The sequence below is a fragment of the Cesiribacter andamanensis AMV16 genome, assembly GCF_000348925.1.
Lineage (GTDB): Bacteria > Bacteroidota > Bacteroidia > Cytophagales > Cyclobacteriaceae > Cesiribacter > Cesiribacter andamanensis.
In genome coordinates this window covers 1-16,882 of record NZ_AODQ01000097.1, presented here as the reverse complement: position 1 = coordinate 16,882, position 16,882 = coordinate 1, and the positions used below count along the sequence as shown (strand labels likewise).

The 16,882-nt window shown below is 57.4% G+C and carries 12 protein-coding genes; 6 read left to right on the top strand and 6 right to left on the bottom strand.

Features of this window, described 5'->3' with window-relative positions:
- Positions 1 to 1,432: aspartate kinase (locus ADICEAN_RS15525; protein ID WP_040397519.1), on the bottom strand; the 1,432-nt coding region annotated here is incomplete at its 3' end.
- A 709-nt stretch (positions 1,433 to 2,141) separates the two neighbouring features.
- Here ADICEAN_RS15525 and ADICEAN_RS21445 point away from each other — a divergent pair.
- Positions 2,142 to 5,450, top strand: a complete 3,309-nt coding sequence (locus ADICEAN_RS21445) for a right-handed parallel beta-helix repeat-containing protein (protein WP_009196582.1) — start codon at positions 2,142 to 2,144, stop codon at positions 5,448 to 5,450.
- A gap of 63 nt (positions 5,451 to 5,513) precedes the next feature.
- Here ADICEAN_RS21445 and ADICEAN_RS15515 read toward each other — a convergent pair whose 3' ends face one another.
- Together ADICEAN_RS15515 and ADICEAN_RS15510 are read right to left on the bottom strand one after the other, a co-directional pair.
- Positions 5,514 to 6,038, bottom strand: a complete 525-nt coding sequence (locus ADICEAN_RS15515) for a YybH family protein (RefSeq protein WP_009196581.1) — start codon at positions 6,036 to 6,038, stop codon at positions 5,514 to 5,516.
- A 12-nt stretch (positions 6,039 to 6,050) separates the two neighbouring features.
- Positions 6,051 to 6,593 carry a GreA/GreB family elongation factor gene (locus tag ADICEAN_RS15510; protein WP_009196580.1) on the bottom strand — a complete coding sequence of 181 codons (543 nt, stop codon included), beginning with the start codon at positions 6,591 to 6,593 and terminating at the stop codon, positions 6,051 to 6,053.
- 182 nt (positions 6,594 to 6,775) lie between these two features.
- Here ADICEAN_RS15510 and ADICEAN_RS15505 point away from each other — a divergent pair, with 182 nt between their 5' ends.
- Both ADICEAN_RS15505 and ADICEAN_RS15500 read left to right on the top strand, forming a co-directional pair.
- A complete protein-coding gene (locus tag ADICEAN_RS15505) occupies positions 6,776 to 7,918 on the top strand; it encodes a DEAD/DEAH box helicase (RefSeq protein ID WP_040397513.1) in 1,143 nt (380 codons plus the stop codon).
- A gap of 92 nt (positions 7,919 to 8,010) precedes the next feature.
- A complete protein-coding gene (locus tag ADICEAN_RS15500; protein WP_009196578.1) occupies positions 8,011 to 8,835 on the top strand; it encodes an MBL fold metallo-hydrolase in 825 nt (274 codons plus the stop codon).
- Between the two features lie 177 nt (positions 8,836 to 9,012).
- On the opposite strand, the gene ADICEAN_RS15495 is transcribed toward ADICEAN_RS15500, so the two are convergent.
- The 3 genes from ADICEAN_RS15495 to ADICEAN_RS15485 all read right to left on the bottom strand — a co-directional run bounded on the left by ADICEAN_RS15495 (position 9,013) and on the right by ADICEAN_RS15485 (position 13,032).
- Positions 9,013 to 10,563 (bottom strand): M20/M25/M40 family metallo-hydrolase, encoded by a 1,551-nt coding sequence (locus ADICEAN_RS15495; RefSeq protein ID WP_009196577.1) that lies wholly within the window; start codon positions 10,561 to 10,563, stop codon positions 9,013 to 9,015.
- 153 nt (positions 10,564 to 10,716) lie between these two features.
- Positions 10,717 to 11,607 carry a hypothetical protein gene (locus tag ADICEAN_RS15490; protein WP_009196576.1) on the bottom strand — a complete coding sequence of 297 codons (891 nt, stop codon included), beginning with the start codon at positions 11,605 to 11,607 and terminating at the stop codon, positions 10,717 to 10,719.
- Between the two features lie 204 nt (positions 11,608 to 11,811).
- On the bottom strand, positions 11,812 to 13,032 hold the full coding sequence (locus tag ADICEAN_RS15485; protein WP_009196575.1) for an acyl-CoA dehydrogenase family protein: 1,221 nt from the start codon (positions 13,030 to 13,032) through the stop codon (positions 11,812 to 11,814).
- 68 nt (positions 13,033 to 13,100) lie between these two features.
- Between ADICEAN_RS15485 and ADICEAN_RS15480 the strand changes: the two genes are divergently transcribed.
- From ADICEAN_RS15480 to ADICEAN_RS15470, 3 genes are all read left to right on the top strand, one after another.
- On the top strand, positions 13,101 to 14,072 hold the full coding sequence (locus tag ADICEAN_RS15480) for a tryptophan 2,3-dioxygenase family protein (protein WP_009196574.1): 972 nt from the start codon (positions 13,101 to 13,103) through the stop codon (positions 14,070 to 14,072).
- 56 nt (positions 14,073 to 14,128) lie between these two features.
- On the top strand, positions 14,129 to 16,024 hold the full coding sequence (locus tag ADICEAN_RS15475) for a toxin-antitoxin system YwqK family antitoxin (RefSeq protein ID WP_009196573.1): 1,896 nt from the start codon (positions 14,129 to 14,131) through the stop codon (positions 16,022 to 16,024).
- A gap of 37 nt (positions 16,025 to 16,061) precedes the next feature.
- On the top strand, positions 16,062 to 16,882 hold an 821-nt coding region (locus tag ADICEAN_RS15470; RefSeq protein ID WP_040397511.1), incomplete at its 3' end, for an NAD(P)/FAD-dependent oxidoreductase.

Sequence of the window (16,882 nt, the reverse complement as noted above, 5' to 3'; positions counted from 1 at the left end):
CCCCAATAGTGCCGGTGCCACAGCAAAACACATGCAGCGTTTTTACAGGGGATAGAAAAAGGGAATCATGCACCGAGTTCAGGGCCTTGCGCAGATCCTCCTGCCGGATAACCAGGGAAATGTTGAGCTCCGAAGAGCCCTGTGCAATGGCAATGATATTGACCCCACTGCGGCCCAGCGCACTAAAGAGCTTGCCGGCCAGGCCCCGGGCCTGTTTCATGTTCTCGCCCACGGCCGCCACAATGCTGCAGCCTTCCTGCAGCTGCGGGGCATCCAGCTTGCCGGAGAGCAGCTCAAATTCAAATTCCCCTTCAATGGCCTGCCGGGCGGGGGCAACATCCTGCGGGCGGATGGCAAAGGTAATGCTGTGCTCGGATGAGGCCTGTGTGATCAGGACCACATTTACCTCCTTACGGGCCAGGGCACTGAACAAACGTCCGCTAAAGCCGGCCTGCCCCACCATGCCGCTGCCCTGTACATTTAGCAGGCTTATTTCGGCAATGGATGAAATGCCTCGGATCAGCGAGCCCCCTGTACCGGATGTGGGGCCAATGAGGGTGCCGGCACAGGCAGGGTTAAAGGTATTTTTGATGCGGATGGGAATGCCCTTGTCGATGGCCGGCAGCATGGTAGGGGGGTAGATGACCTTGGCCCCGAAATAAGACAGCTCAATGGCCTCGTTGTAGCTGAGCTGGTCCAGCGAAAACGCTTTTTTGACCAGGCGCGGATCGGCCGTCATAAAGCCATCCACATCGGTCCAGATCTGAATTTCTTCGGCTTCAATGGCGGCCCCTATGAGCGCTGCGGTATAATCGGATCCGCCCCGTCCCAGGGTGGTGGTATCCCCCCCTTCAGTAGCGGCTATAAAGCCGGTAATAACCGGAATGCTGCCGGCATGCTGCAGAAAAAAGGAGCGGATCAGCTGACGGCTCAGTCCGGGATTTACCAGCGCCTTTCCATACTGGGCATTGGTTTTGATCAGCTGCCGGGCATCGGCAAATACCCCCCTGCCGCACTGCTGGTCTACCAGATGGGCCATCAGTACATTAGAGCAGAGCTCTCCATAGCTGAGCACCCGGTCGCTGGTGCGGGCCGATACTTCTCCCAAGGCCTGTATGCCGGCAAAAAGGGCTTCCAATTCGTTAAAGTAGATTTTCAGGCTCAGCAGGGCAGGGTTGTGGCGCTTTACCTCCAGCAGTTCCCGCACTACGGCATAATGGCGGTTTTGCAGCTGGTTGAGCTCCTCCTGTACCGGCTGGCCGGCCACCGCAGCGGCAAGCATGCGCAGCAGCCCGTCGGTAACTCCGCTCATGGCCGAGCAGACCAGGGCCAGGGAATTGCCCTCCTGCTGCTGGCGGGCTACCAGCTCCAATACCCGGGCAATGGCCTCGGCAGATCCTACAGAGCTGCCGCCAAATTTCATGACTTTCATAGGCAGGTTAAAAAAAAGACCTTCCCCGGTCAGGAGGAAGGTCTGTGTATGGTATGAATGCGTTGCTTACGGTTCATATAGTACCCTTCCTCTGCCGGCATAGCCCCATGTCCCGGTGGTCTGTGCAGACCCGGTAGTGCATGTGGCAGGCGTAATGAGCAGGTACAGGTACATAGTACGTATTTTATGCAGTATATGAATTTATTTGGTATAAACCGCTGATAGCTGCCATAATTATTTGTAAAAGCAATGAAATGCCACAGCATTAGCTGTGAATTATGGGATAGGCAAAGGATCTAGGGTGTAGGGAAGCTGCAGGCCGCTGCAGCCATGGCGCTGGATGTAAGAAGCAGTTTATAAACAACAGGCTTCTTTAGTATCCGGGTCTGTACTATACGCGCTCCGTTCATTTTCTGTCATGTGGAATACATCCCCAGGCTGTGGCGGCTCCCTGGCAGGGATGGGGGGTAGCAGAACGTTATAGCATTTGTTTCTGTAAATAAGTACATCGGAGTAGCAGGCAGTTCTATTTTCAGGGCAACTATTTGCGCTGTAATTGGGGAGCTAATGGGCAGAAAATCAGAAAATTAGCAAACTCCCTGCATTCATTACCCTGTAAGCCCGCAGGGATTTTGAGACCGGAATTGCCCGGGCCAGGCCCTACTTTTGAATCAGCTACTATTCTTCTGATTCTTACGTGCTTGGTCCCATGGCTGTTCATCGTTCTGCCCTCTTCCTGCTGCTACTGCTGCTTGCCGGCTACTCCCTGCCGGCCACTACCTATTATGTGAGCGCTACAGGCTCCGATGCCCACAGCGGCACCAGCCCCCAGCAGGCCTGGGCAAGCCTGCAAAAGGCAAATGCCACCCGCTTTTATCCCGGTGATTCGCTGCTGTTTGAAGGGGGTAGCCGCTTTGAGGGCGGGCTGTACTTTGGGTCCGACACCCGCGGTACTGCCAGCCAGCCCATTGTGATCAGTTCGTATCCTGGCGCTGACGGTGCTCGCAGAGCCACCCTTTACAGTGGCAACGAATCGGGCCTGCAGGCCTACAATACGGCGGGGTTTCACATCAGCCAGCTGGTGTTTGAGGGCAGCGGACGTACCCGAAATGGCAGCTCGGGCATTGATTTCTACATGGACCTGCCTGCTACCCGGCTTACTTATCTCCACATTGACAGTGTGGAGGTATGGGGCTACCGGGAAGCCGGCATCATGATTGGCAGCTGGAACGGCAGCAGCGGGTTTGAGGATATCCGCATTACCTACACCCTGGCCCATGACAATGGCGAGGCGGGCATTACTACCTATGCCGAGGCAGTGCTGGGCCATGCCCGGGTGTATGTGGGCTATTCCAAAGCCTATAATAATTCCGGCAAGCCCGACAAAACCAATTCCCACAGTGGCAGCGGCATTATGCTGGGCGGGGTAGAAGAGGGGCTCATCGAATACTGTGAGGCCTACAACAATGGCTGGCTCAATGCCTGGCAGGGGGGTGGCCCGGTTGGCATCTGGGGCTACAGCAGCCATAAGCTCATCATCCAGTACAATGAATCGCACCACAACCGCACCGGCACCGCCAAGGATGGCGGCGGCTTTGATATAGACGGAGGCTGTACCGACTGCACCCTGCAGTATAACTACTCCCATGACAATGACGGCCCAGGCTACCTCATTGCCCAGTATCCCGATGCGCCCCCCCTTAAAGGAGCCGTAATCCGCTACAACATCAGCGAAAATGATGCCCGCAAAAATGGGTACGGCGGCATTCACCTCTGGAGCAGCGGCGCCAATGGCGGCATACAGGATGCCCAGATCTACAACAATACAGTGTACATGACCCCTTCGGACAAGGGCACTCCCCGGGCACTGTTTGTGCAAAGTGGTGGGGTGAAGGGGGTGCAGATCCGAAATAACCTGCTGGTGACCAGCGGCGGACTGGAGCTGGTCTATGTAGATAAGCTTACCGATGTGCGCTTTGAAGGCAACAACTACTGGGCCGGCTCCGGCAATTTTAAGGTAAACTGGGGGGGTACGCTGCATACTTCTCTGGCCAACTGGCGGCAACGCACTGGGCAGGAACAGAAGGGGGGTACTGCCCTGGGGCACACGCTTGATCCCAGGCTAAAGGCGCCCGGAGGCGGGCTGAATTTTCCGGTAGCAGGCCAGCTTTACCTGCTGACGGGCTACGAACTGGCTGAGGATTCTCCCCTGGCCGATAAAGGCCTGGACCTGATAAAAGATTTCGGCCTGGACATAGGCCTGCAGGATTTTTGGGGCAATAGCCTGCAGGGCCGGGGCAAGCTGAGCATTGGGGCATACCAGCCCACCCCCCTGCTCAGGGCCTGCCTGCAGGGCGGCAGGACTATGCTGCAGCAGGAAGATGTTCCCCCCGGCGGTACTTACAGCGGCAAGGGGGTAGTAGAAGGTGCCTATTTTGATCCGGCCCTGGCAGGTGCCGGGCAGCATCCCATAACCTACACCTTTACCAACCCGCAGGGTCGCCAGCAGCAAAAAACGCTTAGTGTGCGGGTGCTTAAGGCCACCACCACCGCCTGGACCGGTCAGTCGGGGGCCTCGGCCAGCTGGTTTGATGCTCAAAACTGGAGCAGCTGTGTGCCAGGCCTGGCCATTGATGCCCAGTTGCCCGAGGGGGCGCAGCCCCTGTTTGAGCCCGGCATGCCCGCACAGGTACGGGACCTGCAGGGGCAGGAGGTGCTTTCCCTGCCTGAGGGGGCACAGCTGGAAATTGCCGGTCAGTATAGCGGAGAGCGCCTGGAGGCGGCCGGAGCAGGGGTACGCTTTAGTGGCTCCGCCGGACAGCCAATCCCCGAAGGGGTCTACGGCAGCCTGGAAGTGAAGGGCAGTGGTCTCAAAACACTGGCCGGCCCTGTGCGCATTCTGCAGACATTGCGCCTGGGAAACAGCCCGCTGGCCCTTGGCGATGCCGATCTGCAACTGGCTGCCGCGGCTACCCTTGAAGGGGCATCTGCCAGCAGCTACCTGATCACCAGCGGAGAGGGCGCCCTGGTGCTGGAGGGCATTGGCGAGGGCGCCAGTGCTCTTTTCCCCATCGGCACGGAGCAGGGTTATGCGCCCGCCCTCCTCACCAACAGTGGCCAGGCCGATGCCTACAGCCTACGGGTAGAAGAGGGGGTGCTGAGCTCCGGAAGCTGGGGAAATCCCCTGGAGCAGGAAGGGGTAGACCATACCTGGCACCTCAGCGAGGGTCTTAAAGGCGGATCGGATGTGCAGCTGGAGCTATACTGGCAGCAATCGGACGAGCAGGAACTGTTTGAGCGGGCAAGGAGCTACATCAGCCATTTTGAAGAAGGGAGCTGGTCGGAGCCCGATACCCGTGCCGGCTTTGCCCGGGAGCAGAATGCAGAGGGCTTCTATTCCATCCGGCTGGAGGGCATCAGCAGCTTTTCTCCCTTTGCCATCCGCAACAGGCCGGTGCCCCTGCCGGTAGCGCTGGGCGATTTTCAGGTCCAGGCCCAGGGGGGCGATGCCCTGCTGAGCTGGTTTACCTATAGCGAAAAGGATAACAGGGGATTTGAGGTGGAAGTGTCAACCGATGGCAGCCGCTACCGGAGTCTGGGCTTTGTGGCCAGCCGCCAGCCCACCACCCAGCAACAACAGCACTACAGCTTCAGCGATACCGAATCAGCCAAAACGGGTACCCGCTACTACCGCCTGCGCCAACTGGACCTGGATGGCGCCAGCAGCTATTCTCCGGTGCGCATGCTGCGTTTTGGGGGCCTTCAGCAGGCGCTTGGGGCCTATCCCAACCCCTTTGGCAATAGGCTCAGCCTGGAACTGCAGGCTGCCACAGCCGAAGAGGCCCAGATCAGCCTGATCGATACATGGGGTCGTCAGGTGTACAGCCGTAGTTTTCCGCTGCAGCCCGGGCTCAATGCTGTTTCGCTGGATTTGCAGACGGTTACAAACCCGGGCGTCTACGTGCTCCGGGCAAGCTGGGGCGGACAGCTGCAGCAGCTGAAGGTAGTAAAGAGGTAGGCCAACTGTACAGAAAGCGGGACAGTAGCTGCTAAATAGGAGATCAGGCAGAGGCCTTCTCTGCTAGAGCGGCTTCCGGAGGGGTTTGCGGTTGGGGGAGGGGGCCTGCTGCTCAGGCTCTGCAGGCGGACGGTTATAGTCTACCGCCTGCAGCTGGCCCTTTTCGTCCCGCACATGGGTTTCCCGATAGGAGATATCGGTATTATGGGCCGAAACACAGCTCCAGTGTTCGCCCAGCTTGTGGACTACAAAGGTAAAGAGCGTACGGCGCTCGCCAGGCTGCAGAATATCCTCAATAGGGCTCTGCCCGGTAAGCTTCACGCGCGCATGCACCACGGCAATGGCAGGGCTCAGGTAGCGTACTTTGGTCTTGAGCAGTGTAAGCGTGGAATGGGTAAAAATGGTGCTGAAGCCATAGGCATGGGCCCGCTCTATGGAGGCGCGGCTGTGCCACCACAGGCCGGTCACATTTATGAATTCGGCATCTTCATCAAAAAGGGAAGCCAGGGTTTGGGCATCGCACTGATTCCAGGCCTGGGTAAATACCTTCGGAATGCTTTCCGGATCTGTAAGCGGACTGTAATTCATCTGAAATAGTAGTTACGCTTTCTGGTCATTGGTGGGATCCCCGTACTGAATGTCCAGAATTTCAACTTCCTCTACCTGCCGGGCCATGCGCAGCTGGGCCTTATCTCCTTTGCGCTTGCCCACAACGGCCCGGGCAATGGGCGCCACAAAGGCCACCCGGCCCTCGGCCACCGAGGCCTCATCGATGCCCACAATGGTAAAGCTGCGCTCCAGGCCTGGCTGCAGGCCGCTAAGGGTCCGCAGGCGAACGGTGGCCCCAAAGCGTACTTCATCGGGCGGTTGGGTGCGGGGGTCAATTAATTTGGCAGTGGCCAGGCGCTCACTAAGCGCACTCATGCGGCCATTGAGGATGGTGAGCCGGCGGGTGCGGTCCCCTTCTTCTTCCCGGCTGGCCTCAATCTGGCTGCGCTCGGCCTCCAGCTCGGCCATTTCGGCACGCAGCAGCTCCAGCCCCTGAGGGGTCACATAGTTGGGGGTGCCGGGGGGTAGGGCAGCCCGTGGAGGGATAATGGGCGGCTGCCCGGCATCATCTTCTTTTACAAAGGCTCGGCTCATACCCTATAGTAACGAAGGCAAACGGGCCTTAGTTGTACGTGCAATGCTTCAGGCGGCATAATTCTGTGTTGCAACAGAAATTAGTAGGGATTTGCTCAGGACGCTGAAGGCTCGCCAAAGCCCGGAATTAGGCGTATCTTTGCAGTGCCTGTTTTGTACGTTCATTCATCAACCCCATGCGTATGGCCTTTACTTCCCTTGGTATTTCAGAAGCACTTCAGAAAACGGCTGCCAGCCTGGGCTATACCGATGCCTACCCCATTCAGCAGCAGGCCATCCCGGCCATTCTGGCAGGGCGCGATGTGCTGGCGCTGGCCCAGACCGGTTCGGGCAAAACGGCCGGTTTTGTACTGCCCATTCTGGAGCGGCTGTCCGGGCAGGCGCCCGTGGCCGACCGCAGGCCCAGGGTGCTGGTACTGGTGCCCACCCGGGAGCTGGCCGGGCAGGTAGGGGAGGTGTTTAAGTCCCTGAGCGCTGGTCTGCCGCGCCGCATCAAGATCGGGATGGTCTTTGGAGGGGTCTCCATCAACCCGCAGATGATGCGGCTGCATGGAACCGATGTACTGGTGGCCACCCCCGGCCGCCTGCTGGACCTGCTGGAGCGCAAGGCCCTGCAGCTCTCGGGGGTAGAGGTGCTGGTGCTGGACGAAGCCGATAAAATGCTGAACCTGGGCTTTCGGGACGAGATGAAGCAGCTGCTGGCCCTGCTGCCCGGCCGCCAGCAGAACCTGCTGTTTTCGGCCACCATGGATGGGGAGCTGCAGGCCATTACCGAGCGCCTCCTGCGCAACCCCCTGCGCATTGAGATTGCCCCCGAAGGCAGCACGCCCGATCAGATCCGGCAGCTGGCCTACCGGGTAAGCGCCGAGCGCAAGGGTCCCTTTTTGCGCTACCTGATCAAAGAGCATAAGCTGCAGCAGGTGCTGGTCTTTGTTTCGTCCGTACGCACAGCCGACAACCTGTCGGCCAAGCTGATCAAGAATGGCATTCCGGCCCTGCCGCTGCACAGCCAGAAAAGCCAGGGCGCCCGTACCGAGGCCCTGCGTCGCTTTAAGCAGGGCAAGCTGCAGGTACTGGTGGCCACCGACTTGGCCTCCAGGGGCATTGATATTCTGGAGCTGCCCCATGTGATCAACTATGACCTGCCACGCTCGCCCAAGGACTATGTGCACCGGATTGGCCGTACCGGACGTGCGGCCGCTACCGGGGAGGCTATCTCCCTCATTACCCCCGAAGATGAGCATCATTTTGGGGTGATCCAGAAGAAAATGGGCCGTACGGTAGCGCTGCTGGAGTCGGAGGGCATAAATCTTCATGGGGTATAGCCAGCCGGATTTGCAGAAGCGTAAAGAAAAATCAACCTTCTGATTCCGAATGGGTTGAATGCCAGCTCAAAAAGGGGTTTCTTTACACTTCTATGGAATTGTGTATTACCTCCCTTAATTCCGGCAGCAACGGCAACTGCTACTATGTAGGCAACGAGCAGGATGCGGTGCTGATCGATGCGGGAATTTCCTGCCGGGAAACCGAAAAACGGATGGCCCGCCTGGGGCTTTCCATGAAGCGGCTACGGGCCATCTTTGTCTCCCACGAGCATGCCGACCATATCCGGGGCATCGCCACACTTGCCAAAAAATACCAGCTGCCGGTCTACATTACGCCGGATACACTGCGCAGTGGCCGCATTGTTCTTAACCAGGCCTATTTTGTTCCCCTGCAGGCGCATGAGCCGGTGCAGATTGGGGCGCTTACAGTAACCGCCTTTCGCAAACTGCACGATGCCTGTGACCCTCACAGCTTTGTAGTATCCTGTAATGAAACCAGGGTGGGGGTATTTACCGACATTGGCGCTCCCTGTGAGCAGCTCATCCACCATTTTCAGCAATGCCACGCCGCCATTCTGGAGGCCAACTACGATGAGGCCATGCTGGATGGCGGCCCCTATCCCTATTATTTGAAGAACCGCATCCGGGGCGGCAAGGGTCACCTATCCAACCGGCAGGCACTGGCCCTGTTTACCGCCTACAAGCCCGCCTTCATGAGCCATCTGCTGCTGGGCCACCTCTCCAAGGACAACAACTGTCCCAGGCTGGTGCAGGAGCTCTTCAGCAAACATGCCGAAGGGACAGAGGTGGTGGTGGCATCCCGTTATGCGGAAACACCGGTATACCGGATCTGCGCAGGCTCCATGTCCGCTGTTCCTGCTGCTCCAATGGCGTATCAGACCAGCCTGTTTGGGTAGTCATTAGGAAAAGATCAAAAAAAAGAGGAAGGCTCCCGGGAGCCTTCCTCTTTTTTTGGCATTGGTAATGGGGATTCCTCTGTTGAGGGTAGCTGCGGTGGTTTATACAGCTTCTGTACCGCAAAGCGGCTGAAAACTATTGCCAAGCCCTGAACAGAACCTCCCTATCAATTTTTCCTACTGTCCTCCCTTGCGGTTGGGCGTGCGGGGCGTAGGCCAGCTCATGGGCTCGCCCGTTCTGGAATTCATGGGCAGGGCAATGCGCTCTCTGGAGGATAGATTCTCATCCTCGCAGGCCATGTAGGTCATGATAGCGGCCAGAATCACATTGCTGCGCACATCATCAAACACGATCTTATCATAGGTATCGCGGTTGGTGTGCCAGGTATAGGTGCCATAGGCCCAGCTCAGGGAGCTGAGGGAGAAAGCCGGTACGCCTGCCGCCACAAAAGAAGCATAGTCGGATCCGCCACCGCCGGGCGTGCCGGGAAAGGTGGTTTTAATGCCTTCCTTGATCTCAGAAGGTACCGGATACAGCCAGCGGCCTACATAATCATAGGCATGCAGAAAGCCTTGTCCGGAAATGTTCTCCACCCGTCCGGTGCCATTGTCCTGGTTGAAGACGGCCTGCGTTTTGGCAACGATCTCGGGATGATCTTCTACAAAAGCACGGGAGCCGTTGAGCCCCTGCTCTTCGCTGCCCCAGTGGCCTACCAGTATGGTGCGCTTGGGGTTGGGGTAGATCTCTTTCAGGATGCGCATCACTTCCATCATCATGATGGTGCCGGTGCCGTTGTCGGTGGCGCCGGTGCCGCCATCCCAGGAGTCGAAGTGCGCTGAGAGGATCACATACTCATCGGGCTTTTCGGAGCCGCGGATCTCGGCAATGGTGTTGAAGGTAGGCATGTTGCCCAGAAACTTCGACTCGGCTTTTACGCGGATGCGCGGCTTTTCGCCCCCTTCAGTAAGGCGGAAGAGCAGGCCGTAGTCTTCCAGGGCTACATCGATGGTGGGTATCTTTTTGGTGCTGGCGCCAAAGATCTTGTTTACCCCAAAGCCGCGGGACCAGTTAGAGGTTACTACGCCTATGGCGCCGGCTTTTTCCAGGGCTTCGGGCAGGCTGCGGCTGGTGTAGCCGGTTTTGCGGATGCGCTCGTTCCAGGCTTTGGTCTGGGCATCGCGCTCGGCTTTCATTTTTTCAATCGATTCTTTTTTGCCGTACTCCTCCCAGTTGTAGTCGGGCCGGCCGGTGGGCTGCTGCATGGAGATCATCACAAATTTACCCTTCACCGAGGGCAGCCATTTCTGGAAGGCCAGGGAATCGGCCAGGTCGGGCAGGATCACCACTTCGCCGATGGCGTCTTTTTTGCCGGTAGCCGGACTCCAGGCCAGCTGGGTAGCTTCCAGGCTTTTGATGCGGGGATGGATCATGTCAACATGCGTAATGCCGCGCTCCCAGCCCCTCCATTCGCCCCACTGTTCATTGCGGGCCGTAATGCCCCAGCCCTGGTAGCGGGCCACGGCCCAGTCGTGGGCCTGTTGCATCTGGGGAGTGCCTACCAGGCGCGGACCAATCTTGTCCATCAGCTCGTGGGCCAGCTGCTCCAGCTGCGAGTTTTCATTGGCCTCTTTAATAATATTCTCAATGACCGGGTCTTTGGTCTGGGCCACCAGCAACTGGCTGGCCAATAGCAAGCAGATCAGCAGTAAATGCGGTATTTTTTTCATGAAGAACTAGATGAAAGTAATAGGTATGGATAAACGAACCCCCTGTAGGCAGGGAGATGCCTAAAATACATAAATCGGCTTAATAAAAAAGTGTTACGGTAAGGCTATCGTGCAATTGCGCATCGAAAGGCGACTATGGGCCACCAGCGTTCCTTACTCCTGGCAGTCGGCCAGTAACTGGTCCCAGCGGTAGGGGTCTACGCCATTGGCCTGCAGGTGCATCAGGCTGTCCAGCTCAGCCTGGCTGGCGTCCGGATGCCGGAGAAGCAGATCGGCAACCGCGGGCGTAAGGGCGCACAGGTCGGTAAGCAGAGGGTTGGCTGTGATGCTGAAGGCCCCGATCTGCTGCAGAAGCCCAAGACCACTAAGTGATTCCAGCGCCTGATTTTGGCTTATGCTCAGCAACCCGCTGATGTGTTGCAGCTTGATGAGCCCGCTCAGATCCTGCAGGCGGGTATTTTGTAGCAGGCTCAGATGTACCAGGCTATCGATCCCGCCCAGCCCCTGCAGGTTTTCCAGCTGCGCATTGCCGGCAATCAGCAGGGTATTGATGCGGCTGAGCTGACCAAGTTCTGCCAGAGCGGTAAGCGCGGGATTTTGCCGTATGATAAGGCTATCGACCCGGGTCAGGGCCTTTAACTGAAGGCCTTGCTGCAGCCCGTTTTGCTCAATGCGCAGGCTGCCCTTCACCCGGTCCAGGTTTTCAAGGCCCTGCAGGGAAAGTAGCTGTCCGTTCATGGTCAGAAGCAGGTTCCTGCGTACCTCCTTCAGCTTGCTAAGGGGCTGCAGGCTGGTGATATCGCTGCTCTCACCCCCCGAGAGCGGCATGCCTATGGTTAGGTTGCCATCAATGGCAATGCGTTTGGCATCTTTGTGCCCGGCCATAAAACTGTTGATATCGGCCTGGGAGCGGAACACCACATTTTGCCGGAGTACCTTAAGCTCAATTATCTCCTCATCTGCTTTGGAGCAGCCCCCAAGGCCCGGGGCAAGGAACAGAAACGCCAGGATACAGCACAGGGGGTAGCAAAAATAGCCTTTCATAGCATGGGGGTAGGGTAGAGGAGTCCGGACCAGCCGGAGGCAGATCAGGTATAGCCGGCTAAAGTACACAGATCTTTAACAATTTTCAACAGCCTCCTCCGGCAGATGTGTCTTTTAGCCCAAATGAAAAAAGGCAACAGCTACTACAGCCATTGCCTCTTTTCTAACTTCTAACTTCTAACTTCTAACTTCAAAACCTCCCCCTCACTTAAAGGCCGGAATTCCCGTAATCTCATGGCCCAGGATCAGCAGGTGAATGTCGTGGGTGCCTTCATAGGTCACTACACTCTCCAGGTTGGCCATGTGGCGCATGATGGGGTACTCGCCCGTTATGCCCATGCCGCCCAGCATCTGGCGGGCTTCCCGGGCAATGTTCAGGGCAATTTCCACACTATTGCGCTTGGCCAGGGAGATCTGGGCCGTGGTGGCTTTGCCTTCGTTGAAGAGGGTGCCCAGGCGCCAGCACACCAGCTGGGCTTTGGTGATCTCGGTGAGCATTTCGGCCAGCTTTTTCTGCTGCAGCTGAAAGCCGCCAATGGGGCGGTCAAACTGCACGCGCTCCAGCGAATAGCGGCGGGCGGTATCGTAGCAGTCCATGGCAGCGCCCAGGGCTCCCCAGCTAATGCCATAGCGGGCCGAGTCCAGGCACATCAGCGGAGCCCCCAGGCCGCTTTTATTGGGCAGCAGGTTTTCTTTGGGCACTTTCACATCCTGAAACACCAGCTCGCCGGTGGCTGAGGCGCGCAGGCTCCATTTGTTGTGGGTGGTAGGGGTACTGAAACCTTCCATGCCCCGCTCCACAATCAAGCCGTGTATACGGCCATTTTCATCCTTGGCCCACACCACCGCCACATCGGCATGGGGCGCGTTGGAGATCCACATTTTGCTGCCGTTCAGCAGGTAGTGGTCGCCGGCATCCTTAAAGTTGGTGAGCATGCCCCCGGGGTTAGAGCCGTGGTTTGGCTCGGTCAGGCCAAAGCAGCCCAGCCATTCGCCGCTGGCCAGCTTGGGCAGGTATTTTTTGCGTTGCGCCTCGTTGCCGAATTTGTAGATGGGGTACATGACCAGCGAACCCTGTACCGAAGCCGTAGAGCGCATGCCGCTATCGCCCCGTTCTATTTCCTGCATGATCAGGCCATAGCTGATGTAATCCATACCACCGCCACCATACTCCTGCGGAATGGTAGGGCCAAAAGCGCCCACATCGCCAAACTTGCGCACCATTTCGTAGGGGAAGTGCGCCCGCTGGGCCCAGTCTTCGATATAGGGGCTGATCTCCTGCTTTACAAAGGCCCGCATGGCACTGCGCACCAGCTTGTGCTCTTCGGAGAGCAGATCATCAATAGTGTAAAAATCCGGGGCCTCAAACTGGTCGGTGAAGGGGCGTTTTTGGCCAGTATGAGCGTCTGGCGTGTGTACTGACATAAAAATCTAGGTTTAGAGCGTAAGAATTCTCACTTTTACAACCCCAATGCAAACGTGTTAGTGCCGCTATGGATGCTGAAAAACTGGACGCCAATATAGTAGAAAAAATCAAGAAACTGGAAGCCAAATTCGCCGCCATGGGCCAGGATTTGAGCTCCTACCTGGAAGGCCTGCTGCAGGCCGATTACCTCAACTACTGGGATTATGTGAACCTGGATACGCTGCTGACGCTGCAGCAGCCCCGCACGCCCTATCCCGATGAGATGATCTTTATCTGCTACCACCAGCATACCGAGCTATTCTTTAAGCTCATACTGCACGAGCTGGAGCAGATCACCGGCGAGCAGCCCGTAGCCCCACAGGTCTTTCTGGAAAAGATCAGGCGCTGCATCCGCTATTTTGATAACCTGGAGCACAGCTTTGATATTATGGTGAGTGGCATGGACCGGGAGCAGTTCCTGCAATTTCGCATGGCGCTGCTGCCGGCCAGTGGCTTTCAGAGTGCCCAGTACCGCCTTATTGAGCTCTACAGCACCGATCTGCAAAACCTGCTGCCGGAAGAGCAGCGCAGCAACCTGCCCGAAAAATATACCGATGATGAGCTGGTGCAGAGCATTTACTGGTCCAAGGGCGCTACCGAGCTGGTATCGGGCAAAAAAACGCTTACCCTGCGCCAGTTTGAGCAAAAATATACGGCCGATTTCCTAAAGACCATTCATCGGAAAAAGGAGACCAACGTCTGGAAACAGTACCTTACCCACCTGCAGAAGGCCCCCAACCGGCTGGAGCTGGTAGATGCCCTGCGCCGCTTTGATCTGCTGGCCAACGTATTCTGGCCGTTGGCACACTATAAGGCCGCGGTACGCTACCTGCAAAACGACCCTACCGATATTGCCGCTACCGGCGGCACCAACTGGCAAAAATACCTGCCGCCCCGTTTTCAGCGGGTCATGTTCTTTCCCGAGCTGTGGACCGAACAGGAGAAAAAGGAGTGGGGCAAAAGCTGGGTGCAGAAACAAATATCCCGGTCCGGACAATGATTTTCCGCCCCAATCTGTTAATTTGCTAAGATCGCTCATCCAAAGCACCAAGAGCTGTGAAGACTGTTATCCCCATCCTATGCCTGCTGTTGGGTCTGCTGGCGGCTTGCCCTGTTGCCGGGCAGGAGGGGGGTGCTATGGAAGCAAAGACAGAGGTCAGCCCTACGACCCGACCCAAGCGCATTGAGGTCTATTATGACAGCGACCAGAAACTCCTCAAAGAAACCTACTATGTGCGGGATACCCTTAGCATGCTGCTGGAGGGCCCCTACCTGGCCTATTATGCCAGCGGAAGCCTCAAGGAAAAGGGCCAGTACAGCAACAACATCGCTACAGGCCTGTGGGCCTATTATTACGAAAGCGGCGCCACCAAAATGGAAGGTGAGCTGCGGGAGGGCTCAAACTGGGGCCACTGGAAATATTATTATGAAGGCGGCAAGCTGAGCATGGAAGGCCCCATCTACGAGGGCCGCCGCCAGGACGAGTGGATCTACTACTATGAAAACGGCAGCGTAAAACAGCGGGGCCGCTACCTGGATAATAAAAAGGTAGGCATCTGGAATTACTTCTATGAGAGCCAGGATGGCCTCTACGGCCCCCTGAAAGCGCAGGCTTTTTACGAAAAGGGTACTGGCACCTACAAGGAGTTTTACCCCAACAGCGGCCTGAAGGCGGAAGGCATCTACGAAGATGGCAAGAGCGAAGGCATCTGGACCTTTTACCACCCCAATGGCAAGCCACAGGCCCGGGGCGCCTATGCCGGCGGCCTGCGGGTAGGCAAGTGGGAATACTTTCATGAAGATGGCAGCCTCTCGGCCAGCGGCCATTTTGAGGAGGGGCTGCGGCAGGGCCGCTGGGATTTCTATAACCCCAATGGTACCCTTAGCTCCCAGGGCGAAATGAAGGAAGGAAAGAAAGAAGGCTATTGGAAGCTCTACAACCAGTGGGGCGATTTCAGGGGCGAGGGCAATTTTGTGAAAGGCGAGGGGGAGTATAAGGAATTTTATGAAAGCGGCCGCCTGAAAACCATTGGCACCATCCGCAACGACCAGAACGAAGGCGAGTGGCTGTACTATTACGAAAATGGCCGTCTGGAGGGCCGGGCCGATTTTAAAGCAGGAAAGGGCTACTACACTGGCTATTATCCGGATGGCAGCCTGAACATGGAAGGTCAGGTAGAAGGGGGGCAGCGGGTAGGCATCTGGAAAATGTATAAGCCTACAGGCGAGCTGTCGGGCTTTTACAAGGTCTATTATGAGAATGAAAAGCCTGTTTTCAAGATCATCGATGATAGCCCCGAGGGCCGCCGGGAAACCACCGGCCTGCCCGAGTACCGCTTTCGGGTACGCACCTTCCGCAACTTTAAGCCGCAGATCAATGAGTTCAGGGCGCTGATTGTAGCCACCAACCCGGTAGGCACCGTACTGGGCAACTGGCCGGTATCGGTAGAGTATTACCTGCAGGAGCGGCTGGGCTACGAGATGCAGTTCAGCTACCTGCGCTCGCCTTTTTTTGACAACCACAGCACCCTGCCGGTAGGCAAGGAATATGAAAGGGGCTTTTCCTTTGCCCTGAAGCAGAAGTTTTACCAGCTGGAAGATAACCTGGGCATGTTCTATTACGGGCATGAGCTGCGGGTAAGCTCCCTGAATCACTATGCCAACCAGCCGGAAGCCGGCGGGCTGCGGCCCGAGCCCCTGCGGGCCGATGAGCTGAAGATGGAATACAGCATTCTGTTTGGCAACCGCCTTACCCGCGATGCCGCTGCCAAGGGCTGGACAGCCGATATCTTTGTGGGCCTGGGGGTGGGCTACCGCTTTGTAAACGAGCGTTTCCCTACCTCCGACAGTGCCTATGATGCCTACTTTAGCGGCATCCGCAACAATCGCCTGACCGTACCCATCCGCCTGGGCCTCAACATGGGCTATGCCCTTAACCGTCTGAAACGATAATTTCCCCCTAACCGCTTTAAGGATAACCACCTTACGCATGTACAAAAAACTTAGCCTGCGCCTGACGCCCGAAGAGGCGTTTGACCAAACCCAATTACACCCCCTGGTACTGCAAGCCGCTGGCCTGGCCTCTGCCGAAGGGCTGGAGATACGCCCGCTGCGCCGCTCCATCGATGCCCGTAGCCGGCAGCAGATCTGGGTAAACCTGGAGGTGGAGGTGTTCGCCACGGCTACAGCCCCCCCTTTGCTGGAGTGGCAGCTGGATTCGCTGCCCAATGTGCAGCAGGCACCCCCAGTGCTGGTGGTAGGCGCCGGGCCGGCCGGTCTGTTTGCCGCTATTCGCCTCATTGAGCTGGGCCTCAAACCCATTGTGCTGGAGCGGGGCAGGGATGTGCGGGAACGGCGCCGGGACCTGGCCGCCATCAACAAAGAGCAGGTGGTAAACCCCGAGAGCAACTACTGCTTTGGCGAGGGGGGTGCGGGCACCTATTCTGATGGCAAGCTCTACACCCGCAGCAAAAAGCGGGGCGATGTGCGCCGCGTGCTGGAGATCTTTGTGGCCCATGGCGCCACCCCCGATATTCTGGTAGATGCCCACCCCCACATTGGCACCAACAAGCTGCCCCGCGTGGTGCAGGCCCTGCGGGAAACGGTGCTGCGGCATGGGGGCGAGGTGCTCTTCAATACCCGGGTAGATGATATCCTGCTGGAAGGAGGCGAGGCCGTAGGGGTACGCACCGCTGCCGGCGACACCATTAAGGGGCTGGGTGTAATTCTGGCCACCGGCCACAGCGCCCGCGATATTTTTCACCTGTTGCATCAGAAGAAGATTCTCATTGAGTTCCAAACCCTTTGCCC